At 40.3% G+C, this 24610-nt stretch carries 19 protein-coding genes and 2 tRNA genes; 8 read left to right on the top strand and 13 right to left on the bottom strand.

The features are described from left to right. Positions 1-426 precede the first annotated feature (426 nt). The gene (locus tag PHAL_RS0115075) at positions 427-2790 is read left to right on the top strand and encodes an alkaline phosphatase D family protein (RefSeq protein WP_016709258.1); all 2364 of its coding nucleotides are present in this window, start codon (positions 427-429) and stop codon (positions 2788-2790) included. A 729-nt stretch (positions 2791-3519) separates the two neighbouring features. On the opposite strand, the gene PHAL_RS0115080 is transcribed toward PHAL_RS0115075, so the two are convergent. The 4 genes from PHAL_RS0115080 to PHAL_RS0115095 form a co-directional block, all read right to left on the bottom strand. Continuing rightward, positions 3520-3596 (bottom strand) — tRNA-Val (locus PHAL_RS0115080). Positions 3597-3640: 44 nt separating this feature from the next. After that, positions 3641-3717: transfer RNA gene (locus PHAL_RS0115085), tRNA-Val, on the bottom strand. Positions 3718-3826: 109 nt separating this feature from the next. Continuing rightward, positions 3827-4894, bottom strand: coding sequence for a DUF3080 family protein (locus PHAL_RS23125; RefSeq protein ID WP_016709259.1), 1068 nt, complete (start codon positions 4892-4894; stop codon positions 3827-3829). Beyond that, positions 4872-6227: an MATE family efflux transporter gene (locus PHAL_RS0115095; RefSeq protein WP_016709260.1), complete on the bottom strand. Its 1356-nt coding sequence runs from the start codon at positions 6225-6227 to the stop codon at positions 4872-4874. The genes PHAL_RS23125 and PHAL_RS0115095 overlap by 23 nt, the downstream gene beginning before the upstream one ends. A gap of 161 nt (positions 6228-6388) precedes the next feature. Between PHAL_RS0115095 and PHAL_RS0115100 the strand changes: the two genes are divergently transcribed. Next, positions 6389-7021, top strand: a complete 633-nt coding sequence (locus tag PHAL_RS0115100; RefSeq protein WP_016709261.1) for a riboflavin synthase — start codon at positions 6389-6391, stop codon at positions 7019-7021. Between the two features lie 23 nt (positions 7022-7044). On the opposite strand, the gene PHAL_RS0115105 is transcribed toward PHAL_RS0115100, so the two are convergent. Together PHAL_RS0115105 and PHAL_RS0115110 are read right to left on the bottom strand one after the other, a co-directional pair. Beyond that, complete coding sequence (locus PHAL_RS0115105; protein WP_016709262.1) at positions 7045-7248, bottom strand: CPXCG motif-containing cysteine-rich protein; 204 nt, start codon at positions 7246-7248, stop codon at positions 7045-7047. Between the two features lie 183 nt (positions 7249-7431). Further along, positions 7432-8292, bottom strand: coding sequence for a fructosamine kinase family protein (locus PHAL_RS0115110; protein WP_016709263.1), 861 nt, complete (start codon positions 8290-8292; stop codon positions 7432-7434). Between the two features lie 130 nt (positions 8293-8422). On the opposite strand from PHAL_RS0115110, the gene PHAL_RS0115115 reads away from it, so the two are divergent. Next, entirely contained in the window at positions 8423-9118 is a 696-nt protein-coding gene (locus PHAL_RS0115115; RefSeq protein ID WP_016709264.1) for a hypothetical protein, read from the top strand. A 70-nt stretch (positions 9119-9188) separates the two neighbouring features. Here the strand turns inward: PHAL_RS0115115 and PHAL_RS0115120 are convergent, their stop codons facing one another. Then, positions 9189-9557 carry a DUF3718 domain-containing protein gene (locus PHAL_RS0115120; protein ID WP_237709899.1) on the bottom strand — a complete coding sequence of 123 codons (369 nt, stop codon included), beginning with the start codon at positions 9555-9557 and terminating at the stop codon, positions 9189-9191. A gap of 346 nt (positions 9558-9903) precedes the next feature. On the opposite strand from PHAL_RS0115120, the gene PHAL_RS0115125 reads away from it, so the two are divergent. The 3 genes from PHAL_RS0115125 to PHAL_RS0115135 all read left to right on the top strand — a co-directional run bounded on the left by PHAL_RS0115125 (position 9904) and on the right by PHAL_RS0115135 (position 13424). Continuing rightward, entirely contained in the window at positions 9904-10689 is a 786-nt protein-coding gene (locus tag PHAL_RS0115125; protein WP_016709266.1) for a hypothetical protein, read from the top strand. Positions 10690-10793: 104 nt separating this feature from the next. Further along, on the top strand, positions 10794-12176 hold the full coding sequence (locus tag PHAL_RS0115130; RefSeq protein WP_029216184.1) for an amidohydrolase: 1383 nt from the start codon (positions 10794-10796) through the stop codon (positions 12174-12176). A gap of 12 nt (positions 12177-12188) precedes the next feature. After that, positions 12189-13424, top strand: a complete 1236-nt coding sequence (locus PHAL_RS0115135; RefSeq protein WP_016709268.1) for an amidohydrolase family protein — start codon at positions 12189-12191, stop codon at positions 13422-13424. Positions 13425-13847: 423 nt separating this feature from the next. On the opposite strand, the gene PHAL_RS0115145 is transcribed toward PHAL_RS0115135, so the two are convergent. Continuing rightward, entirely contained in the window at positions 13848-16070 is a 2223-nt protein-coding gene (locus PHAL_RS0115145) for an NADP-dependent isocitrate dehydrogenase (RefSeq protein WP_016709270.1), read from the bottom strand. Between the two features lie 447 nt (positions 16071-16517). Further along, positions 16518-16733, bottom strand: coding sequence for a cold shock domain-containing protein CspD (gene cspD / locus PHAL_RS0115150; RefSeq protein WP_016709271.1), 216 nt, complete (start codon positions 16731-16733; stop codon positions 16518-16520). A gap of 209 nt (positions 16734-16942) precedes the next feature. Here cspD and clpS point away from each other — a divergent pair, with 209 nt between their 5' ends. Further along, a complete protein-coding gene (gene clpS, locus PHAL_RS0115155; RefSeq protein ID WP_171039010.1) occupies positions 16943-17251 on the top strand; it encodes an ATP-dependent Clp protease adapter ClpS in 309 nt (102 codons plus the stop codon). A 69-nt stretch (positions 17252-17320) separates the two neighbouring features. Then, entirely contained in the window at positions 17321-19585 is a 2265-nt protein-coding gene (clpA, locus tag PHAL_RS0115160; RefSeq protein WP_016709273.1) for an ATP-dependent Clp protease ATP-binding subunit ClpA, read from the top strand. A gap of 174 nt (positions 19586-19759) precedes the next feature. On the opposite strand, the gene infA is transcribed toward clpA, so the two are convergent. The 4 genes from infA to PHAL_RS0115180 all read right to left on the bottom strand — a co-directional run bounded on the left by infA (position 19760) and on the right by PHAL_RS0115180 (position 24459). Next, entirely contained in the window at positions 19760-19978 is a 219-nt protein-coding gene (gene infA / locus PHAL_RS0115165; RefSeq protein WP_002962494.1) for a translation initiation factor IF-1, read from the bottom strand. A gap of 90 nt (positions 19979-20068) precedes the next feature. Further along, on the bottom strand, positions 20069-20773 hold the full coding sequence (locus PHAL_RS0115170; protein WP_016709274.1) for an arginyltransferase: 705 nt from the start codon (positions 20771-20773) through the stop codon (positions 20069-20071). Continuing rightward, positions 20766-21482: a leucyl/phenylalanyl-tRNA--protein transferase gene (aat, locus tag PHAL_RS0115175; RefSeq protein ID WP_016709275.1), complete on the bottom strand. Its 717-nt coding sequence runs from the start codon at positions 21480-21482 to the stop codon at positions 20766-20768. The genes PHAL_RS0115170 and aat overlap by 8 nt, the downstream gene beginning before the upstream one ends. 163 nt (positions 21483-21645) lie before the next feature. After that, positions 21646-24459 carry a bifunctional aconitate hydratase 2/2-methylisocitrate dehydratase gene (locus PHAL_RS0115180; RefSeq protein ID WP_080571543.1) on the bottom strand — a complete coding sequence of 938 codons (2814 nt, stop codon included), beginning with the start codon at positions 24457-24459 and terminating at the stop codon, positions 21646-21648. Between the last annotated feature and the right edge of the window lie 151 nt (positions 24460-24610).

A 24610-nucleotide genomic window follows, 5' to 3' on the forward strand; every position in this document is an offset into this window, starting at 1 on the left:
TTAACTGAAAGTGGAGAATAAATACCATTCTTGAAATTGGAACTGCAGTTGTTCTGATAGAAGTAAACTCGACGCGATGAAGATACAGCGCTTATTTACAGCAGATTAAGAAAGCTATCAGTAAAAATCCTTCATTGATTGATGCAAGGTAACTATAAATTTAATACCAACATAAACACTAAATATGCGCTGCTTGAAGGTTCTGCATGGACATAAGTTGAACGCGGAAGCTTACTTGGCCTACAAGGTTACACACTTCCCACTTGATCAAAAAATTTTTATCCTAAAAGAACAACACGCGCTCATGCTCACATGTCACTTTTATTAATGTGTAATCGTTTTTTAGAAAACAAATGCTGATCTTTTATAAAAAAACGCATATAGTTTGTTTACTGTTAACAATATTCAATTTGTGGGATTAAAACTATGAATAAAAATATATCTCGTCGTTCTGTACTCAAAATATTAGCAGCTGGTGTTGTTGCTACAGGGGTATCTGGTTGTACTCGGCATTTAGGAGCTGCTACTTCAACTGTTACTCGCGGCACTCAAGCTCATCGTGATAATTGGCATAAAACACATGATAGAGTATGGCTTGGCAAACAATATTGGGCTAATCCGATGGAGGATTGGCGGGTTGTTAATGGTGCTGCTGAATGTAGAAGTAGAGGCGGTAATCGAAGTGTTCATTCACTCACTCACCAAATAGCGCATCTTGACCAAGCTTTTACAATGTCGGTGCAAGTGTCTCGCTTAGAGCCAAACAATAAGGATGGTGGCGCGGGTATTCGTCTTGGTGCTAAAAGTGAGTTAAATGAATACCGTAGTAACTGTTTTGTACAGCAGGGTTATGACCTTGGTATTAAAAACAATGATTTAGTGTTAGGTAATAACACAACGCCTTTAATGGTTCCGATAGAGGATCAAGCTGTTACTTTGACGCTGACTGGCACTCCTCAATCAGGCGCTATGGCTTTAGAGTTAACAGCTAGTTTAGCGTCGTCAGGTAAAGTGATTGGTACTCTAAGCCATTTGGCGGCTGCTTCAGAGTTATTAGGTAATGTGGCTCTGGTTAGTAATTTTTCGATTCCGTCCGTTACATTTGAAAATGCACCTGAAGACAAATTAGGCGCACGTTATAAATTTAGTAATTGGACCATGCAAGGTGAAGCATTTTCAGTAGTCGATGAACAAGTGTTTGGTCCAATACTTTGGACTATGTATTCGTTAAACGATACATTGAGTCATGAAGGTTTTGTGCTGAAATTGAGTGCTTATACAGGGCCAATAGGTGAGCATGATAATCAGCAAATAGAGCTACAGATCCAGCGTGATAATCAGTGGATCGCTATTGATTCGCAAGTCATAGATCATGACGGCTGGTTGGCGACTTTTCGTATAGCCAATTGGGATGAAAAACACGATACGCCTTTTCGGGTTGTATATCGTGAAAAACATACTGACGGTACACACACACCAGATATATATTCAGGGGTTATAAAAGCAAACCCCGCAAGTGAAAAATTACGAATGGCTGCGCTCACGTGTCAAAATGATTATGGTTTTCCGTACCAGCCAGTTGCGCAAAATGTCGAAAAACTAAACCCCGATTTAGTGTTCTTTTCTGGCGATCAAATTTATGAAAGCCATGGTGGGTTTGGTGTAATTCGCACGCCTGATGATTTGGCGATTTTGAACTACTTACGTAAGTTCTATCAATTTGGTTGGGCTTTCAAAGAGGTCATGCGTAATCAACCGACAATTTGTTTGCCCGATGATCATGATGTACTCCAAGGCAATTTGTGGGGTGAGGGTGGTGCAAGAATGGAAAACATTTCGAAAGACCCTTCAGCGAGTGTTTTAGGTGGTTACATTGATTCAGCACGGGTGATTAATATGGTACATAAAACCACTCTCAACCATCATCCAGATCCTTATGATCCAACGCCAACTAATGGTATTAGCTCGTATTATGGCACTATGCTATATGGCGGTGTCGGTTTTGCGATTCTTGCCGACAGACAATGGAAAAGTGGCCCTGAACGCATAAATGTTGCGGTCGGCGAAACAGGGCAAGATGAAGATCCACTTTTTTATAATCCTGTGTTTAATCCGCCAGGTTTAGATTTATTAGGCAGTCGACAGGAGCAATTTCTTAAAGCGTGGGGTAAAGACTGGCGCGGGCATAAATTAAAAGCGGTGTTGAGCCAAACGGTATTTGCGGCCATCTCAACTCATCAGCCGTTACCTGATCGCTTTTTAAAATACGATTTCGATTCAAGTGGTTGGCCTGCATCTGCGCGAAATCGTGCAATTGATGCAATGCGTGACTCTATGGCGTTACATATTTGTGGTGATACCCACTTAGGGTCTTTATCTCAATATGGCGTAAATCAACAAAGGGATAGTAACTGGGCTTTTTGTACGCCAGCTATTTCTGCCGGTTGGCCAAGGTGGTGGAAGCCAGATTCAATGAATATGCCTTATCAAAACCGCCCTGCACATGGGCTTGCTGAAACAGGCGAGTATAATGATACCTTCGGTAATAAGATTTATGTCTATGCGGTAGGGAATCCTGAAGTAGGAAAATCCAATAACCGCTATGTAAAGGCTCATGAAAAAGGCAGCGGCTTTGGTTTTATTACCTTCGATTCTGAGAAGCTCACATACACAATGGATGCCTATAAGTTTTTAGTCGATATAACCGATGGTAAAGCAAGTAACCAGTTCCCAGGTTGGCCTGTTACAATTCATCAGCAAGAGAACAAAGGTAACAATATAGTCAGTTAGCTATAACTTGGTGGCATCATAAGGATATTTCCTAAACCAAAATGGACAACTGTAATAGTTTGTCCATTTTTGGTTAAAGGCAACTATTGACCTTTGGACCGGGTGATCAAGAGTAGGTAGTGCTTTTTCTTAAGTGTTTTTTAGGTTTTCTTAAGGAGTGGTACGACTGAGTGGATTCGAACCACCGACCTTTGGACCGGGTGATCAAGAGTAGGTAGTGCTTTTTCTTAAGTGTTTTTTAGGTTTTTCTTAAGGATTGGTACGACCGAGTAGATTTGAACCACTGACCCTTGGATCGGGTGATCAAGAGTTGGTAGTGCTTTTTCTTAAGTGTTTTTTAGCTTTTCTTAAGGATTGGTACGACTGAGTGGATTCGAACCACCGACCTTTGGACCGGGTTATCGAGAGTAGGTAGTACTTTTTCTTAAGTATTTTTTAGGTTTTTCTTAAGGATTGGTACGACTGAGTGGATTCGAACTACTGACCTTTGGACCGGGTGATCGAGAGTAGGTAGTGCTTTTTCTTAAGGATTGGTACGACTGAGTGGATTCGAACCACCGACCTTTGGACCGGGTGATCAAGAGTAGGTAGTGCTTTTTCTTAAGTGTTTTTTAGGTTTTTCTTAAGGATTGGTACGACTGATTGGATTCGAACCACTGACCTTTGGACCGGGTGATCGAGAGTAGGTAGTACTTTTTCTTTAGTGTTTTTTAGGTTTTTCTTAAGGATTGGTACGACCGAGTGGATTCGAACCACCGACCTCTACCATGTCAAGGTAGCGCTCTAACCAACTGAGCTACGGTCGTACAATAGGATTCTTAAATTAAATTTATTACAGGTAGTAATAAATTGGTACGACCGAGTGGATTCGAACCACCGACCCCTACCATGTCAAGGTAGTGCTCTAACCAACTGAGCTACGGTCGTATCATAAATTTAAGGTGTTAATTGCTTAACAACGGTCGCTAATATATAGCGTGCGGTTAAGTGAATCAAGCTCGTTTATACATTTTTGGTTTGTTTGCCGTTTTTTTATTCATATTGGGCTGATTTCACACTTTTTGTAAAACTTTTGCCACCAAGTAACGTGTGTTTTTGCAGATTCTTTGAATGCGGTGAGTAAGTTACTGGGTTGTTGTTGCAGCAATGCCCTAAGCTCAGGTTGATTAGTTGTAGAGTCTAGCCAAAGTGCTTGGTACAACGGCATCAGTCGCTCTAAAGCGCCTGATAGTTGCGCTTGATAGGGTTGTAATTGTGACAGGTAATACTTTTTAAATACGTTACTGACGATTTGCGCTTGGCGTTTATTTTTTAGCGGGTTGCAGAGTGCACTAAGATCAATACTGGTTAAATATCGACTGGTGCTGTGATTAAAGTATGTTTGCTGGCGCACGGCACTGACTAACGCTTGATTAAAGTTAAATTGGCGTAGCTGGGAGAGCTGTGGGTACAGTGCTTGGCTATCTATTTGTGTATATTGTTGTTGTATTATTTGCTGTTTTAAAGTGAGTAAGTTTTGTAGGGCAAGCTCTGTTTCGACAAGGCCTGCAAGGTTGTTATCCAGTGCATAGCTAGTAAGCTGCCAAGTACGTTTTAACTCAGGATCGTTGTAAAGTAAGTGGTTGAATTGCTTTAATAGTTGTTGCTTTTTGTTGGCAAGTTCATGCTTAATGGCTTGGTAGCTTTTTGACTCAGAGTTTAATTTCTCTAAGCAGCTTGGGGCTAATTGAATAAACTGGATTTGATAAGTTAATTGGCCGGCTGAGCTGGCAACTTTGCCCAGTTGACTATTATGTTCAGCAATGAGGGTGTTAAGTTTACAATGAGACAGTTGCGCTAGCTGCACGATACTTAATTGCTGTGCAGTAGCTGGGTTATCGTTGTTATGAACAGGTGTCAATTTAAGGTTATTTAATGGTGGGGTGACAGGCAGCGGTTTGTCCAGCGCTGTGGCGAGTCGCTGCTGATACTGCTCATTAATATCTGTTGGTTTATCGCTACAAGCACTTATTAGCAAACAAGCGAATAAAGTGCCAAGATAACCAAATCGTTTGACTTGGTTATCTTGCCAGTTTGGTTGATTACGCGTTTTTGAGAGGCTCATATTTGAATCTATTTGCAACAGTTAACATTAACAAAATAGCCGCAACACTTAAGCCAACAATAATTCCTACCCAAAAACCATGCGGGCCCATGGCTGGTACAATCCAATCGGTGCGAGCTAAAATAAAACCCAATGAAAAACCAATTAACCAGTATGATATAAAGGTAATGTACGAAATGGGCGCTGTATGTTTTAACCCTCTTAAAATCCCATTCGCGGACACTTGTAACGCATCAGGGAGTTGGTAAATACACGCTAAAATCATAATGGATGTTGCCAGTGCTATTACTTGAGCGTCATCGGTATAAAGTTGGCTAATTATGTCACGACCAAAAAAAGTGATAGCTGCTAGTACCGCTGCAATGATCATGGCAAGAATGTAACTAGTTGAAATTGCTTTTTTTAGTTGCTCAAAGTGATGTTGACCATATAAATTGCCTATCCGAATACTAATAGCAATTGATAAGCTCAATGGCATCATAAACAATAATGTAGTTACACTGGCTGCAATTTGATGCCCGGCAACCGCAACGGCACCTAGATGAGCGATAAATAGCGGTATGCAGGCAAATAAAGTGACTTCAAAAAAAGTGGCGAGTGAAATAGGGATGCCGACTTTAGTAATGGTCCACATAGTACTAAATTGGGGGGTCTTAAAGTTAGCTAACAGTGTTTTAGCATCGACTTTTTTACTCAGTTGGCAGTATATTACTTGTGCAATAGCCATCGCGCTGAATACCAAAGCCGTGGCAATGCCACAGCCTGCACCACCAAGGGCTGGCATACCTAACTTACCATAAATAAAAATGTAATTTGCAGGGATATTGACAGCTAAGCCAATTAAGCTGATATAAAAAGCAGGCTTGGTCATCCCCATGCCTTCGGTAATATTGCGATATACACTAAATACTAAAAAACCAATAATTCCCCATTTAACAAAATGAATATAGTCATAGGCCATAGCGGCAATTGCTGGGCTGGTATCAAGCTTTAAAATGATAATATCGGCAAAGTAAGCGATGGATAAGCCCAGTACACTTAATACTCCAGCAAGATACAAACCTTGCTGAAAATAATGGCTGATGCCTGTTTTATCGCCAGCGCCAGAAAATTGCGCAATAATACCGGTGAGGGCGAGTAATATACCTTGCAGAGCAAGCATTGCTGGATTCCAAACACCTGTTGCAATAGAGAGGGCGGCTAAATCGGTTGGACTAACTTGTCCCGCCATGATGGTGTCAACCACAGACATTAAAACGAGGGTTACTTGTGCTAAAAAAACGGGGATTGCCAGAGAAACTAGCCGTTTGGCTTCCCAACTACAAAAAGTCATATCACTTGCTACGTAAACAGAAGAGACGGGTATTGTAATCGATAAATTGAAGAATAAAAAATTATAGCGGAAAGTTGATGTTATTCATTGCAGTATTGAACCTTGGGATCGGTTAAACTAAAGCGAAGTGATAGATCCATGTTTAAAGGGCGGTTCAAGTTATGTTTACAGGCATTGTGCAAACACAAGCAACGGTAATTGCAAATAGCTATCAACACAGTGTTATGCGCTTAGTGCTCGCAGTTTCACCACAATACGTTACGAAGTTAGCGTTAGGTGCCAGTATTGCCATTAATGGTTGTTGTCTAACGGTTGTTAAAGTTCAACTTATTTCAGATAGTGCCCTTGCAGAAGTTTATTTTGATGTGATTGATGAAACATTACAGTTAACGAATCTTGGAAAGCTTGATGCTGGTTGCATGGTAAACTTTGAGCGTTCTATGACATTGGGTACTGAACTGGGCGGGCATATTGTCTCTGGTCATATTCATTGTATTGCCCAAGTGAACAATATTATTCACACAGATGGTAATTGTAAAATACAACTAAGCTTACCAAGTAAGTGGCAAAAGTACGTGCTGTATAAAGGGTTTGTCTGTGTTAATGGCGCCAGTTTAACGGTGGGTGAAGTTGACGAGCAAGGTTTTTGGTTACATTTGATCCCAGAGACTTTAGCAATCACCAATATTGGCAAAGTTGCAATAGGAGATGGACTCAATATTGAAGTTGATCAACAAACCTACACTATCATCAACACGGTGGAAAATTATTTACGACTACAGTCATCACAGTAACAGTCACCACAGTACTAGTTAGCTTAAAAAATTTGTTCGTCATCACTGTCTATATGTAACTCAACCTTACTATTGGCATAGTCGATATGCATATTAAAGTGGATTGGGTTACAGCATGCGCTGCAGTCTTCAAAGTAATCTTGATCGCCATCGCTGGCATCAAGGGTAATATGAATATGGTGACCACAATGTGGACAGCTGATCCGTTGTGAGAGATGATTTTGCATAATTGATCCAACCTTACAAAACAGAGCTATAAAGCATGACTATTTATAGTGGTAGATAAATTGTTATGCTTTACGCAGTTGTACGCGAACGTCCACAATAACTAGCCCTGGCCACTATTAGACGCTCATTAAATATAGTCTGCTTTAGTTATTTATGACATCAATTTGACAATAAAAATAGCCTTATTTAAGTAGTCGATCTATTTGTTGTTTAGCTTCAGTAAGATAGTGACCAGCAAAAATATTGGCATGATTTAAAATAGGGTAAAGCTGATAAACTAACTTACGTAGCTCATAGCCTTGCGTTAATGGGTAGTGCTTATTATAGGCTATGTAAAATGCATCAGGCAGGGGGGCAAATAACTCGCTCATTGCAATATCGATCTCCCGATCACCATAATAGCAACTGGGGTCAAAAATACTTGGCACACTGTGAATAAATCCCATATTGCCACGCCAAAAATCACCATGTAGTAATGAGGGTTGTACATTATGACTGTGTAACATGTCTTTTATAAATGCGATAAAATAGTCTTTATCAACTAACTCAATGCCTTTTTCATGTAATAATTGTAGTTGCCAGCCAATGCGCTCTTCAGCGAAAAATATATTCCACTTTTTATGCCAGCGGTTTGGCTGAGCAGTTGGGCCAATAAAGTTATCATGATCAAAACCAAACATAGCTTGACGGTGTTTGAGGTGCAAGCTGGCAAGATGGCTGCCCATTATATGCCAGTTGGTATGGGGTTGCTGATCCAGTTCAAGCCATTCAAGGACGATAAATGAAAACTCAATATTCGATCCCGTGGTGATACAATCTGGCACCATAAATAGGCTCTCTTGGGTGAGTAACTTTAAATTGTGGGCTTCGTTGTCAAATCGTTCCAAATCGTTTCTGTGTGCGACCTTGACAAAATATTGATGAGTACCATCGCTTATTTGAAATAGTTTATCGCTATTTGGACTTTGCAACTGTCGTTTACTGGTGTGTTTAAAGTCAAAATGCATAGCTTGGCTGATTTGTTCGTTAACCGTATTCCACATAGCATTGCTCACCTTTTATACAGATAACTAAACTATGGCAAAAAGTAGTTAAATAAACAAACTCTTGAGAGTAAAATTCAAATTTAGCAGCACCTGCTTAGCTTTATACAATAATTCAAGTGGAGGAAGAATGAATAAAAGCCTTATTACAAATGTAATTGCCACAGTGTTAGTGATTACAGGTTTTTTGTTTAACCAAGCAATTGTGCTATCGATCGGCTTATTTGCACTTTCTGGTGCAGTAACTAACTTGCTCGCAGTGCATATGTTATTTGAAAAAGTACCGTTATTGTATGGTTCGGGTGTGATCCAATTGAAGTTCGCAGGGTTTAAAGTTGCAATTAAAAACCTTATCTTAACTGAGTTTTTCTCAGAGCAAAAAATATCGCAGCTACTTGGCAATAAAACAATGGATATTGATCTACAACCTGTGATCAACGACGTTGACTTAAACCCAGCGTTTGACACACTGCTGGAAGTGATAGAGCAGTCTCAATTTGGCAGTATGTTAGCGATGTTTGGTGGCAGTGCAGCTGTGGAACCAATGCGCGATTCTTTTATAGCAAAAATGCGTGATTCCTTAATAATGATGAGCCAAACAGACGAATTTAAGATGCTGGTCAATAACAAACTTGCAAAGACAAGCCTAGCAAGTGACTCATTGTTTACAACAGTATCAGATCTTGTTGATGATCGATTAGATGAACTAACCCCAAAAATGGTGAAGGATATTATACAAACCATGATCAGAGAGCATTTAGGCTGGCTTGTGGTCTGGGGGGGGGTCTTTGGTGGTTTATTTGGTCTTGTGGCAGCAATTATTTAGTTTATGTTTAGATAGTTAATTTAAGCTGGCCAACTACATGCCAGCTTAAATTAATTGCATTTTTAGCATGCTATTTAGAGCCTGCAATAACCATAATTGTTTGCTGTTCTAACTTAGCTAAATCTTGTATTGAAGTGCCCGTAGTGGCGTCAATACCTAAGCGACTTGCTGTTCTGTCAAAGCCATATGTGCCTGTAAATTCAGCCATACTCATATTATTACACTGTAGTTTGCTTGCTGTTTTGCTTTTATTCATCCGAAATTCTTTCATGGCTAAATAAAGTTTAATGGGCTTATTTGACGCTACAGCCATACAAATCTGCGTGCCGGGAGTATTATCAGCCGCTACAAATTGTGCAGCTTCTGCATTAGTTGCAGTTAATGCTGCAGTGCCTAACAGTAATGTTGTGCAAAATGTTGTCGTTAAAGTATTCATCATCATTCTCCAGTTGTTGAGTGTTGTCTTGTTGACGAATGTATTATTGGCTATATTTCTGATGAAAGCTGTAAATGAAAATCGACAAGATGTAACAGCATATGTGAATAGCTTACATTTATAGTAAGTAATTGATAATAAAGTTATTAATGTGTGTATCCAGACACACTTTCAAGGATTTATTTTTCATTTTTTTTATTGATTTTGTTTGTTTTTCAAACTGTTTTCATTGGTTTTACATGATATTTACTTTAGAGTAAATACACTTTATTGGACAGCATTGCTGACATATTATGAATCCCTGTTATGATCGTTTGATTTAAAAAGTATCAGCCTATTAGGAGACTCTGTGAGTAAAACATTGGCGAGTTATTACCAGCAAGCTTACGCCTGTGAACAGCATAATTTTAATCGTTGTTTTTATTGCGGTTGTGAAGCGACTGAGCGCGATCATTGCCCGCCATTGCATATGCTACAAAGCATTATTGATTTAGGTGAAGATGCAGAGTTTATTAGTATTGCGGCGTGTTATGAGTGCCATGCGATATTACATAATGAGCGTTTAATGACTATCGACGAACGCTTTACTAAATTAAAAAGTAAACTCAATGCTAAATATGCAAAACCATTGCGTGTTTACAATATGTGGCACGAGAATGAACTTAGCGATATGAGCGATGAATTTGCACACAGTATTAAAGCGGGGATGGCTTTAGGTAAAGAAGCCGCAGAGCGTTTAGCCTTTAGTGGTTTTAGTTATGCAACTGAAGAAGCGAAAGTGACGGTACGTGAAAAAACCGCAGAGTTTGATGTTGAAGGTGTTACCTTTACTGACTTTAAAGAGGCATTAAACTACTGTGTTAGTTCATTGAAAGTACAAAAAAGCGATTTTTACAAGATATTAGTCGAAGATTATCAAGGTGATTTTAATAAAGCGCTTAGTCAGTATCGTCACCGCCACGATAAAGTAACAGCAGCTAAAGATGGTAACTGTTTAATTAAAGATTTTTCAAAATTACATAAACAAAACTCCGATTTTGTCACACGTACTGTTAAGCATTTTATTAGCAAAGATCCCAGTCTTACTACCGAAGAGGCGCTTGAGCAGTTGTATAACAATTATATTAAGAAATAACATATAAATTACATTCATCTTATATAAATGCAGACTTGGCTTATTTTTTAGCTTTATAAAATACATTTATATACAGTAATAAAAAAATAACAGGGATTAACATGATGCAAAAATTTGCTCCATCATTGCTGGTTGTTGCTCTTGGCGTCGCTATAGCGGGTTGCCAAGATAATGACCCACAAGACGAAAAAGTAACAATTAATAAAAACCCATACCCAAGTACCTACAAAGCACTTAAATCAACAACAACGTTGATCACCAATGCAACGGTTTTAACTGGTACTGGCGAGCGTTTAGAAGAAGCTGACGTATTGCTTGTTGACGGTAAAGTGCAACAAGTTGGTAAAGACCTTACGGCACAAGCCGACCTTACAATAGACGCGCAAGGCAAATGGGTAACCCCAGGCTTAATCGACGTGCATTCACACTTAGGTGCTTATCCTAGCCCGTCAGTTGAATCTCACCAAGACGGTAATGAAATGACTAGCCCGAACACTGCAGAAGTGTGGGTTGAACATTCAATCTGGCCACAAGATCCCGGTTTTAACCGCGCCCGTGAAGGTGGGGTTACTTCATTACAAATTTTACCCGGTTCAGCTAATTTATTTGGCGGCCGTGGTGTGACATTGAAAAATGTACCAGCACACACTATGCAAGGAATGAAATTTCCTGATGCTCCTTATGGTTTAAAAATGGCCTGTGGTGAAAATCCGAAACGCGTTTATGGCCGTAAAGGGGTATTACCATCAACGCGAATGGGTAATATGGCAGGCTATCGCACAGCGTGGATTGGTGCTACTGAATATAAGCGTGCGTGGGATAAGTACGACGCTGATTACGCTGCAGGTAAAAACCCTGAAGTTCCGCATCGCGATATTAAATACGATACATTACGTGGCGTATTAGAAGGCGAAGTCATGATCCATAATCATTGCTACAAAGCAGAAGAAATGGCGATGATGATTGATCTATCAAAAGAGTTTGGTTATCACGCAGGGACTTTCCATCACGGCATTGAAGCGTATAAAATTGCTGACCTGCTTGCAGATAACGGTTCATGTGCTGCGCTGTGGCCAGATTGGTGGGGCTTTAAGATGGAAGCCTACGATATGGTACAAGAAAACGTAGCAATTGTTGATGCGGTGAAAAATTCATGTGCGGTTGTACACTCCGATTCTGATACTACTATTCAACGCTTAAACCAAGAAGCTGGCAAGGTCATGTACCGTGCTAACGATAATGGCTTTAATATTTCTGAACAGCATGCAATAAAATGGATCACTTCAAATGCTGCAAAAGCATTAGGTGTTGCTGACAAAACAGGTTCACTTGAAGCGGGCAAGCAAGGTGATGTGGTCATTTGGAACCAAAACCCATTTAGTGTTTATGCTAAAGCTGAACAGGTCTTTGTTGATGGTGCAAAAGTATATGATCGCTATGATGACACTTACCAAGCTCAAAGTGATTTTCTGTTAGGTCAAAAATAAGGAGTAACTAGGATGACAAAATTAACACATTCATTTTCGCTCTCGCTAGTTGCTGCTGGTTTATTAGCAAGTACAGCGGTTGATGCGCAATCAATTGCAATCATTAATGCCACCGTACATACCTCTACTGAGCAAGGCGTGTTACAAGGTGCCAGCATTATAATGGATGAGGGCAAAATTACAGCGATCAATCCAGCTAAAGTTGACGCTGACACTATCATTGACGCTAAGGGTCAAATTGTGACGCCAGGCTTTATTGGGAGTATGAATCAGTTAGGTTTAGTTGAAGTAGGTGCTGTTGCTGGATCACGTGATGGTGGCGATGATAAAGCAAGCATCGATTTTGACCCAAGCTTAGCATTCAATGCTCACTCGAGTTTGATCCCATATGCTCGCAAAGGGGGGATCACCCGTGATGTGATCACTCCACAAGGTGGCGACAGTATTTTTGCAGGCCTTGCCAGTGTTGTTGACTTAAGCGGTGAGTTTGCCAGCGAAAAACAAACACATGCAGCATTGGTGGTGCACTTAGGAGAGCAGAGCAAAGGTTCACGTGCTATGGCACTAAAAAACCTTGTTGATAAACTCGAAGCGCAGCAACAAAAAAGCAAAAAGAAAAAAGATGATGCGACCCCAAGTACTGAAGACATCGTTCTCACAAAGGTGTTAGCGGGTGAAATGCCTTTATTAGTCACAGCGTCTCGTGCGGCTGACATTATTGAGTTAATCAAACTTAAGCAGCAGTTTTCAGTTAATTTAGTGATTGCGGGTGCTCAGGATGCAGTGGTTGTGAAAGAGCAGCTAGCACAAGCGAGTGTCCCCGTCATTGTCAGCGCGATGGAAAGTTTGCCTGGTAGTTTTGATTCGCTCCATGCTAGTTTAGACAATGCCGGCAAGCTTGAAAAAGCAGGTGTGAAGGTCTTGTTATCAATCGCGGGTGATGCCAGTCATAATGTTTATCAACTGCGTTTTGATGCGGGTAATGCAGTATCTTACGGAATGACACAACAAGGAGCATTAAAAGCGATCACTGCGAACGTTGCTGATGTGTTTGGCATTAATGCAGGAAGTGTTGCAGTTGGTAAAGCGGCAGATTTAGTTATGTGGAATGATGACCCATTTGATTTTAAAAGCCATGTAACTAAAATGTTCATCAATGGCGAAGAGGTCTCAACCGAAGCTCGTCAAGATAAACTTCGCAAACGTTATACAACGGATTCAGAAATGCCGCGCGCATATACTAAGTAGTGTTTAGTGAGTTTATAAAAAGCCGCTGTAGCGGCTTTTTTACACCACTCAATATTTTATTACTTGGTTTATTTTGGGTACTGCAATCCCGCGTCCCATTTACAGCAAATATTAATTTAAAATTTATAACGCAGTTAGCGCTTTATTTAGCTCGCTAGAATGGTTAAATATTTAAGTCGATTGGTATTACACTCTTTGTGAGTAATTCACTGAAAATCTTATTACACAAAGAGAAAAAATGAGAAGTAAATTCAACATAGCCACCAACATGTGACAAGCAAAGTTATTTTTCAAATGATAGTACACTTTATTTGTTATTAAAAAGTATTGCTATTATGCGCTATAAGTACAGTCCTGTTTTTATCCCAGACACAAAAAAGGCGCTTACTACTACAGTAAGCGCCTTTTAAATTTAAACGGATATTAAACTAGTTTAGCTAAAATATCGTTAAATGTTGTGCTAGGGCGCATTGCTTCGAATGCAGCCGCATCATTTGGTTGGAAATAACCACCAATGTTTACAGCTGAACCTTGTGCGTCATTTAGCTCACTCACGATTTGATCTTTGTTGCTTTCTAAGTCACTGGCGATTTGAGTGAATTGAGCTTTTAATTCACTGTCGTCGTTTTGTTTAGCAAGTTCTTGTGCCCAGAATAAAGAAAGGAAGAAATGAGAACCACGGTTATCAATTTCTTTTACTTTACGTGAAGGTGATTTGTTTTCAGCAAGGAAAGTACCGGTTGCTTTATCAAGAGTATCAGCAAGTACTTGTGCTTTGTTGTTACCAGTATTAACAGCTAGGTGCTCTAAAGAGGCCGCTAGTGCTAAAAATTCACCTAATGAGTCCCAACGTAAGTGGTTTTCTTTTTCAAACTGTTGAACGTGCTTAGGCGCTGAACCGCCTGCGCCAGTTTCGAATAAACCACCACCATTCATAAGTGGTACGATTGACAGCATTTTCGCACTTGTACCAAGCTCAAGAATTGGGAACAAGTCAGTGAGGTAATCACGTAATACGTTACCTGTTACAGAAATAGTGTCTTTACCTTCTTTAATGCGCGCAAGTGAAAACAGAGTTGCATCAACTGGCGCTAAAATTTGGATATCAAGACCATCAGTATCATGGTTTGGTAAATACGCGTTCACTTTTTTGATTAATTGCGCATCGTGTGCACGATTCTCGTCAAGCCAGAAAACTGCAGGGTTGCCAGTTGCGCGTGCGCGGTTTACTGCAAGTTTAACCCAATCTTGGATTGGTGCATCTTTAACCTGACACATGCGCCAGATATCACCTTGCTCAACACTGTGTTGTAGTAATACGTTGTCAGCACTGTCAACAACACGAATTACCCCGTTAGCAGGTGCTTCAAATGTTTTGTCGTGTGAACCATACTCTTCAGCTTTTTGCGCCATTAGACCAACGTTAGGTACGCTACCCATCGTTGTTGGATCAAATGCGCCGTGCTCTTTACAGAAGTCGATAGTTGCTTGGTAAACACCTGAGTAACAACGATCAGGAATGACAAAGCTAGTGTCTTGTAATTTACCGTCGCTATTCCACATTTGACCACTTGAACGGATGGCTGCAGGCATAGACGCATCGATAATTACATCACTTGGAACGTGTAAATTCGTGATACCACGATCTGAATCAACCATTGCGATAGCTGGGCGTGTCGCATATACCGCTTGGATATCTGCTTCGATTTCAGCACGTTTAGCATCGTCTAGTGTTTGAATTTTAGCGTAAACATCACCAAGACCATTATTTACATCAACACCTAACTCAGCGAATAAATCACCGTGCTTAGCGAAAACGTCTTGGTAGAATACTTTAACAGCATGACCAAAGATAATTGGATCAGATACTTTCATCATGGTTGCTTTCATGTGTAATGAAAACAGCACGTCTTTTTCTTTTGCAGCTTCAATTTCAGCGGCTAAGAAAGCTTGTAGCTTTTTAACGCTAATTGAAGATGCATCAATTACTTCACCTGCAAGTAGTGGGGTGCTTGCTTTAAGTACAGATACATCGCCGGTGCTAGCTACATGTTCAATACGCACATCAGTTGCAGCATCAACAGTCACCGATTGCTCAGAGCCAAAGAAATCGCCTTCGCTCATGCTAGCAACATTTGAAGCAGAATCTTTGCTCCAAGCACCCATTGAGTGTGGGTTGTTACGTGCATATTCTTTAACAGAGCCCGGAGCACGACGGTCAGAGTTACCTTCACGTAATACAGGGTTTACTGCACTACCTTTAATTTTGTCGTAAGTGGCTTGAATTGCTTTTTCTTCGTCTGTTTTTGGCTCTGCAGGGTAATCAGGGAGTGCATAGCCTTTTTCTTGTAATTCTTTAATTACAGCACGAAGTTGCGGTACTGAAGCACTGATATTAGGTAATTTGATGATGTTAGCTTCAGGAGTTTTAGCAAGCTCACCAAGTTCAGCCAGTGCATCACCAATGCGTTGCTCCTGTGTTAAATACTCAGGGAAGTTAGCAATAACACGGCCAGCTAAAGAGATGTCACGTGTTTCAACTTCAACACCAGCGGCATTAGTATATGCTTGGATGATTGGTAGCAAAGAGTAAGTTGCGAGTGCCGGAGCTTCGTCTGTTTTAGTATAGATAATTTTTGATGTCATCATCATTCCTAGATAGTAGGCATAAGAGCCATATTCAACAATGCAAAGAAATATCATCGCCATCATGCGAACACGACGTGACAATGATCAGTCTGTTAGGTGTTAATACTGTAATTCAATAACCACACCTGACGAACTGTATTAAAATTTTATGTTATGTGCAGGCTAAGTAAATTAGCCATTAGCCTAACTTTTACCGCTTAAAGGGCCATTCGTAGCTAGCTTTGAGCACAAAGAGTGTAACAAGCTTGGCACAAAAGGGCTAATAACAAATAAAACATGGGGGTATTAAAAAAGAATTTCAAGAGGAAGAACAGTTTTTGTTCATACTGACCATTTAATTGCTCACAACAAGTGAGGATAAGTGTTGACAATGCTGCAAAAAATTAAAAAGGAATTAAGCGAGGATCTTTACAGGTCGCTCGCTTTAGTCGAACTTCTAAATAACTACACTAAATCTTCATTAGGCGCTATGTTAGTCGCGTGCATGCCTTTTGGGCCTTGCTGCAATTCGAATGTTACATCTTGACCAGCTTTAAGTGTTTTATAACCGTCCATTACAATCGTTGAGTAATGGGCGAATATATCATTCTCGCAGCCGTCTTCTACGATGAAACCAAAACCTTTGGCATTATTGAACCATTTGACTTTACCACAAGCCATACTTCTACATCCTTCTATAAGTTGACTAATTTAGTTATTCTAAACCGTATAGTTTGATAGACTGACTAAGGTTTAATCAATCTACAATTGACTGTAGTTTATTTCGCCGATCAGTCAAGTGTTTTAAACTATTTTTTAACATTTAATTTATTTTTTTATTCAAGTTTGCTTGAGTTCCAAAGACAAGACTATATTTAATTATGAGTGGCATGAAAGATTCAGGTGTTTTAGACACGGTTCGCGATAGTGAGAAGCAAAAACTGCAACCACCGCGAAAATATAAAGTCATTTTAAATAATGATGATTACACGCCTATGGACTTTGTGGTAGAAGTACTAACAACGTTTTTTAATATGGATAGCGATAGAGCAACAGATGTGATGCTGCAAGTTCATCAAAATGGTCGCGCAATATGTGGCGTTTACAGCGCCGATGTAGCGTATACCAAAGTTGAACAAGTTAACCGTTACGCACGGGATAACGAGCATCCACTGCTATGTAGTTGTGAGCAGGAATAATACCAAGGTAGGGTGATCGAAATACCCATCACAACGGTATGTATATTTTATCTCAGTAAGGGGTTGCTAATGCTAAACAAAGATTTAGAACTAACTTTAAACGCAGCGTTTCGTGAAGCGCGTACACGCCGCCATGAATTTATGACAGTAGAGCACTTATTGCTTGCGCTGCTGGACAATCCATCGGCGGGAGAAGCACTCCATGCTTGTGGCATTGATATGGCAGCACTAAAAGCTGAGCTATCAGATTTTATTAATGAAACGACGCCGGTTATTCCTGATTTAGAAGAAGAACGTGAAACACAGCCTACACTTGGTTTTCAGCGAGTTTTGCAACGCGCAGTATTTCATGTGCAATCATCTGGTAAGAACGAAGTAACTGGCGTAAATGTACTGGTTGCTATTTTTTCTGAACAAGAAAGCCAAGCGGTGTATTTACTGAAGAAAAGTGATATTTCTCGTTTAGATATCGTGAATTTCATTTCTCATGGTATTTCTAAAGCGGATGATGACATCGGTGGTGAAGATGCTGATGATATTCACGAAGAAGCACAAGCTGTACAAGGTGAAGAGCCCAGTAAATTAGAGAATTTTACTTCTAATTTGAATGTATTAGCCCGAGATGGCAATATCGATCCGTTAGTAGGGCGCGATAGTGAAGTTGAACGTACGGTGCAAGTTTTGTGTCGTCGTAAAAAGAACAACCCGTTATTAGTAGGTGAAGCAGGGGTAGGTAAAACGGCCATCGCAGAAGGCTTAGCGTATCGTATTGTTCATGAACAAGTGCCAGAGGTGATTGCTGATGCTGTGGTGTATTCATTAGATATGGGAGCATTACTGGCGGGTACTAAATACAGAGGCGATTTTGAAAAACGCTTTAAGGCATTGCTAAAAGAGCTTCAGGCGCAACCTAGCGCGATTTTATTTATTGATGAAATCCATACCATCATTGGTGCTGGCGCGGCCTCTGGTGGCGTTATGGACGCATCTAACTTACTTAAACCACTATTATCCAGTGGTAAGTTACGTTGTATGGGCTCTACTACTTATAATGAATACAAAAATATCTTTGAAAAAGATCGTGCCTTAGTACGTCGCTTTCAAAAGGTTGATGTACTTGAGCCAAGCGTGGCTGACACAACAAAAATCCTTAATGGCTTAAAAGAACGTTACGAAGAGCATCACGGCATCCGTTATACACAAAAAGCGTTAAAAGCGGCTGCGGAACTCAGTGCTAAATACATTAATGAACGTCACCTACCGGATAAAGCCATCGATGTGATTGATGAAGCGGGTGCAAGCCAACGGCTGCAACCGATTTCTAAACGTAAAAAAACCATTGGTGTTGCTGATATAGAATTGATTGTCGCTAAAATGGCGCGTATTCCGCAGCAAAGCGTGTCATCTAGTGATAAAGAAACCCTTAAGAATCTTGATCGCAATCTTAAAATGTTGGTGTTCGGCCAAGATCAATCGATTGATGCACTCACGTCTGCTATTCGCTTATCGCGTTCAGGCTTATCAAATGAAGATAAACCGGTTGGCTCGTTCTTGTTTGCAGGCCCTACAGGGGTAGGTAAAACCGAGGTGACCAAACAACTTGCTAAATGTATGGGTGTTGAGTTTATTCGTTTTGATATGTCTGAGTATGTTGAGCGTCATGCCGTAAGCCGTTTAATTGGTGCGCCTCCAGGTTATGTAGGGTTTGAACAAGGCGGTCTATTAACTGAAGCTGTGATCAAAAACCCACATTCAGTCGTGCTATTAGATGAAATTGAAAAAGCCCACTCTGATATCTACAATATTTTATTGCAGGTAATGGATCATGGTACGCTAACTGACAACAATGGCCGTAAAGCGGATTTTAGAAATGTAGTTGTGGTGATGACCACTAATGCTGGTGTACAAGAGACTGTTCGTAAGTCAATCGGCTTCACAGAACAAGATCATTCTCATGATGCTATGAGTGAGATCAACAAGGTGTTCTCACCTGAATTTAGGAACCGCTTAGATAATATTATTTGGTTTAATCACCTTGACCGCGATGTGATATTACTGGTGGTTGATAAATTTATTGTAGAGCTTCAAGCACAGCTAGATAAAAAATCGGTTAACTTGGAGCTGACTAATAAGGCTCGAGAATGGCTAGCAGACACAGGTTACGATAAAGCCATGGGTGCACGACCAATGGGACGTGTGATCCAAGAGCAATTGAAAAAACCATTAGCAAACGAGATTTTATTTGGTGAACTTATCGACGGGGGGACAGTGAAAGTATCTATTAAAGATAAAAAGTTACGTTTTGATTATGAAACGAATTTAACGCCCGCATAAGCATGGTATGACAGGTAACAAAAAGCCCAGCAATTGCTGGGCTTTTTGTTTATTAAATGTAATTGTTAGTATAGCTATCAATTACATTTAATAAACGCTTCAAGCTAGTGTAGAAAGTAACTAAGTTACTCAGACAACTTAGCTAAAAACTTGATATTTCGTTAACGCACTAACTTAGCGAGCACGGAATACGATGCGACCTTTTGATAAATCGTATGGGGTCATTTCTACGGTAACTTTATCGCCGGTTAAAATGCGGATATAGTTTTTACGCATTTTACCTGAAATGTGAGCCACAACTACGTGACCATTTTCAAGCTCAACTCGGAACATTGTATTTGGTAAAGTATCAAGGACCGTCCCTTGCATTTCGATTACGTCTTCTTTCGCCATGTTTAGCGTAACACCTCTTTAATAGTTAAACGATGCAGATTCTGCCCAAAATACACCAATAAGTAAAGCCACAGCAGGCTTTTTTGCAAATTAAATAGCCAACCACTGCTCAGCAACCCTATTTTGGGCAGGTAAGAACTGAGTTTTGTAACGCATTTTTACACATTCATCAATTTGGTAGCCTAAATATACGAATTCTTTTTCGTAATGCTTGGCAAATTTTATCTGCTCTAGAATCATAATTGTGCCCACACTATAGTGTTCATAATCTGGGTCAAAAAAACTATAAATAGCAGAAATTGCATTGTGCATACAGTCTGTTACAGCCACTGCAACCAATTTATTTTGATCCCATAATTCAATAAAAGTGATCGGCAACCAATGACAAAGTATAAAACTGTCAAACTGACTTTGATCGGGTGGAAACATTGAGCCATCTTGATGGCGTTCGGTAATGTATTTACTGTACAGCTGAAAGTATTCAGGGTGTTGTTGATCTGAATATTTCACACGAAAGGTTTTTTTTGCTTTATTAAGTTTACGCTTTTGCGATTTTGTCGGTAAAAATTCCTGAGCTAATACTCGTACAGACTTACATGCGCTACAAGCAGGGCAGTGTGGGCGGTATATTTGGTCGCCACTACGGCGAAAACCAAGAGCCAGTAATTGTTCAAATTTACTGGGGTTGTAACAACTGTGATCTAAAATCACTAATAATTGTTCTTGGCGGTCAGCTAAGTAGCTGCAATCAAATTGTTGGCTTAATCCTAAACGGGCAGGTAAGTGTTCAGTCATAAATAGCAATAAGCTCCTGAGGTTGCCACATTGATGCCGGAATAATAAATTTTTCTGCTTCTTTAAGCTTAGTTAAAAATTCTGAGCGTGGTAGAACTTTTTCACCTAAAGAGAGTAAATAAGGGTTCTCAAGCTGACAATCTATAAAATGTGCCTGATGGCGTTTTAACCAATTAACCAGTGCCCACATGGCTAATTTTGAGCAATTTGTTTGATGATGAAACATGGATTCGCCACAGAACACGCCTGTTTGCATGAGGCCGTACAAACCCCCAACCAGTTGGTCGTTACGCCAAATCTCAACGCTATGGGCTAAACCATCGATGTGAGCTTGTTTATAGGCATCAAGCATATCGTCAGTGATCCACGTGCCTTCAACATCTATGCGTTGCTGCTGGCATGACTCAATGACTTCATCAAACGCGGTGTTAACGGTGACTTTAACGGGGAATTTACGCAAATGCTTACGCAAACTTTTACTAATGTGAAAATCATCTAGCTCTATGATCCCACGCTCAGTCGGTGACCACCACATAATCGGCTCATAGTCGCTAAACCAAGGAAAGATACCTTGGCTATAGGCGCTTTTTAGTCGCGGTAGTGATAAACAACCACCAATGGCAAGTAAGCCATCGGGCTCATCTAAGGCAAGCTCAGGATGTGGAAAAGTAACGTGTTCTTGAGATAATTGATAAAGTTGTTTTGTCATAACACCGTTTCTTATTACTACGCGGTAAGATAAATTGTAACTTGTTGCTTTAAAATCACAAACAACAAATGAAAAACAATTAGCTTAGCTCCTTGAGAGAAGTTTAAGACATAAAAAAAGCGCGTTTTGAAACGCGCTTTTTTAAACCGTTAACTCAATCGAGTTAGCTAACAACTTTTACTGGTACTGCTTGTCCAGCATTGAATTTAGTTGTCATCTCTTCTTCAACGGGTGTGAATGCAGTTAAGTCGATACCTTCAACCGCCGACTTGTACTCTTCAAGAGTCGGGAAGCGACCAAGAACAGTAGAAAGTACTACTAGTGGTGTAGAACCCAGGAGTGACTCACCTTTCTTCTCAGACGTATCGGCTACTACACGGCCTTGGAAAAGGCGTGTTGACGTTGCGATAACTGTATCACCAGGTTCTGCTTTTTCTTGGTTACCCATACATAAGTTACAACCTGGGCGCTCTAGGTATAAGATGTTCTCATACTTAGTACGTGCTGCTGTTTTAGGATTAGAATCGTCAAATTCAAAACCTGCGTACTTAGCTAGGATATCCCAGTCGCCTTCAGCTTTAAGCTCATCAACAATGTTGTATGTTGGTGGTGCAACAACCAATGGCGCTTTGAAAGAGATAGAACCGTTTTTCTTCTCTAAATTACGTAGCATGTGAGCAATAATTTTCATATCGCCTTTGTGAACCATACACGAACCAACAAAGCCTAAATCAACTGGTTTGTCGTTATAGAATGAAACAGGGCGGATCACATCGTGCGTATAACGCTTAGATACATCATCGTTATTTACATCTGGATCGGCAATCATTGGCTCAACGATTTGGTCTAAATCTACGACAACTTCAGCGTGGTATTTAGCGTTATCATCTGGAGAAAGCGCTGGTTCTTCACCAGATTGGATACCGGCAATACGCTTGTCAGCTAAGTCGATTAGACCTTGTAGCGTTTGTGCTTCGTTTTCCATACCTTTGTTGATCATGATCTGGATGCGTGATTTAGCAAGTTCAATTGACTTGATCAATGTTTCGTCATTCGAAATACAGATTGATGCTTTCGCTTTCATCTCTGCAGTCCAGTCAGTGAAGGTAAACGCTTGGTCAGCCATTAGCGTACCAATGTGTACTTCAATGATACGACCTTGGAAAACGTTTTCGCCACCAAATTGCTTAAGCATTTGCGCTTGAGTTGCATGCACTACATCACGGAAATCCATGTGCTTAGCCATGCTACCCTTGAACGTCACTTTAACAGACTCAGGAATTGGCATTGCAGATTCACCGGTTGCAAGTGCAACTGCAACAGTACCCGAGTCGGCACCAAAGGCAACACCTTTTGACATACGTGTATGCGAGTCACCACCGATGATGATGGCACGGTCGTCGATGGTAATATCGTTCAAGACTTTGTGGATAACATCAGTCATGGCATGGTAAACGCCTTTCGGGTCACGTGCTGTAATAAGACCGAACTTATTCATGAACGCCATTAGCTTTGGAATATTTGCTTGTGCTTTGCTATCCCATACCGACGCTGTATGACAACCAGACTGATATGCACCATCAACAAGTGGTGAAATCGTTGAAGCAGCCATCGCTTCTAATTCTTGTGCTGTCATTGGGCCAGTTGTATCTTGCGAACCAACGATGTTCACTTTAACGCGAACATTTGAGCCTGCGTGAAGTGGGGTATCTGATAGAACACCTACCGCATTACGGTTAAAGATTTTTTCAACCGCTGTTAGGCCTTGGCCTGCATGTGAAATTTCTTTTGAAGGTGCATAGACAAGTGGTGTCTCAATACCCAGTGTTTCAGCAGCAAACGTTTGTAGTTTTTTACCGAATACCACAGCGTAAGAACCGCCAGCTCTCATGAACTCAACTTTTTGAGGTGTGAAAGCAGATGATACATCAACCAGTTCTTTATCACCGTTATAAAGCTTTTTCTCTTTAGTATTGATTGTTAAAACAGTACCAGTAGCAACAGAATACGCTTCTTCAAGAACGGCGTCGCCATTCTCATCGGTCACTGTATTACCATTTTCGTCTACTTTTTTAACCCAGTTTTTAAGGTCAAGACCGATACCGCCCGTTACATCAACAGTGGTCAAAAAGATTGGTGCGATACCATTAGTACCTGCAACAACCGGTGCAATATTGATGAAAGGAACGTAAGGACTTGCTTGTTTACCAGCCCAAAGTGCTACGTTATTTACACCAGACATACGTGATGAGCCTACACCCATAGTGCCTTTTTCAGCAATAAGCATTACTTTAGCGTTAGGGTGTTTCTTTTGAAGCTCAACAATTTCTTGCTGTGCTTCTTCAGTGATCATGCACTTACCATGTAATTCACGATCAGCACGCGAATGTGCTTGGTTACCTGGAGACAGTAAGTCAGTTGAGATATCACCTTCACCAGCAATATAGGTTACTACATCGATTTTTTCTTCGATATCAGGTAGTTTTGTGAAGAATTCAGCTTGTGCGAAACTGTCTAGCAATTCTTTAGCAATCGCACTACCTGCTTCATATGCTGCTTTAATGCGAGCCATATCTGCATCGTATAAGAATACTTGGGTTTTAAGTACTTCAGCAGCCTGTGCTGCGATTGCTGCGTCATCACCAAATGCTAAATCAATAAGCATTTCAATTGATGGGCCGCCTTTCATGTGTGAAAGAAGCTCAAATGCAAACTCAGGAGTGATCTCTGCAACTTGCTCTTCACCCAAAATAATTTCTTTTAAAAACTGTGCTTTTACGCCCGCAGCACTCGTTGTACCTGGTAAGGTATTAAAGATAAAGAAGTGAAGTGAATCTTTACGGTGCTCGTTATTAGTATCTTTAATTTGACTAATTAACTCAGATACTAGTTCAGCGCTATCGATTGGTTTTGGGTTTAATCCAAGTTCCGTTTTACGGGTTTGGATTTCTTCCATATATTGTGTATACAAACTCATAGAAAACTCTCGGTATTTTACTTGATATGAAGTTGAGCATTTTAACTTATTTTGTAGTGTCTAGTAATGCCCAGATGAACAAACCTAATGTGCCCAACTATAATTATAGCTGGTTTTACTTGCTATACTTTGACGATACTCATTGCACGGC

The organism is Pseudoalteromonas haloplanktis ATCC 14393, from assembly GCF_000238355.1.
In the GTDB taxonomy this organism is placed as follows: domain Bacteria; phylum Pseudomonadota; class Gammaproteobacteria; order Enterobacterales; family Alteromonadaceae; genus Pseudoalteromonas; species Pseudoalteromonas haloplanktis.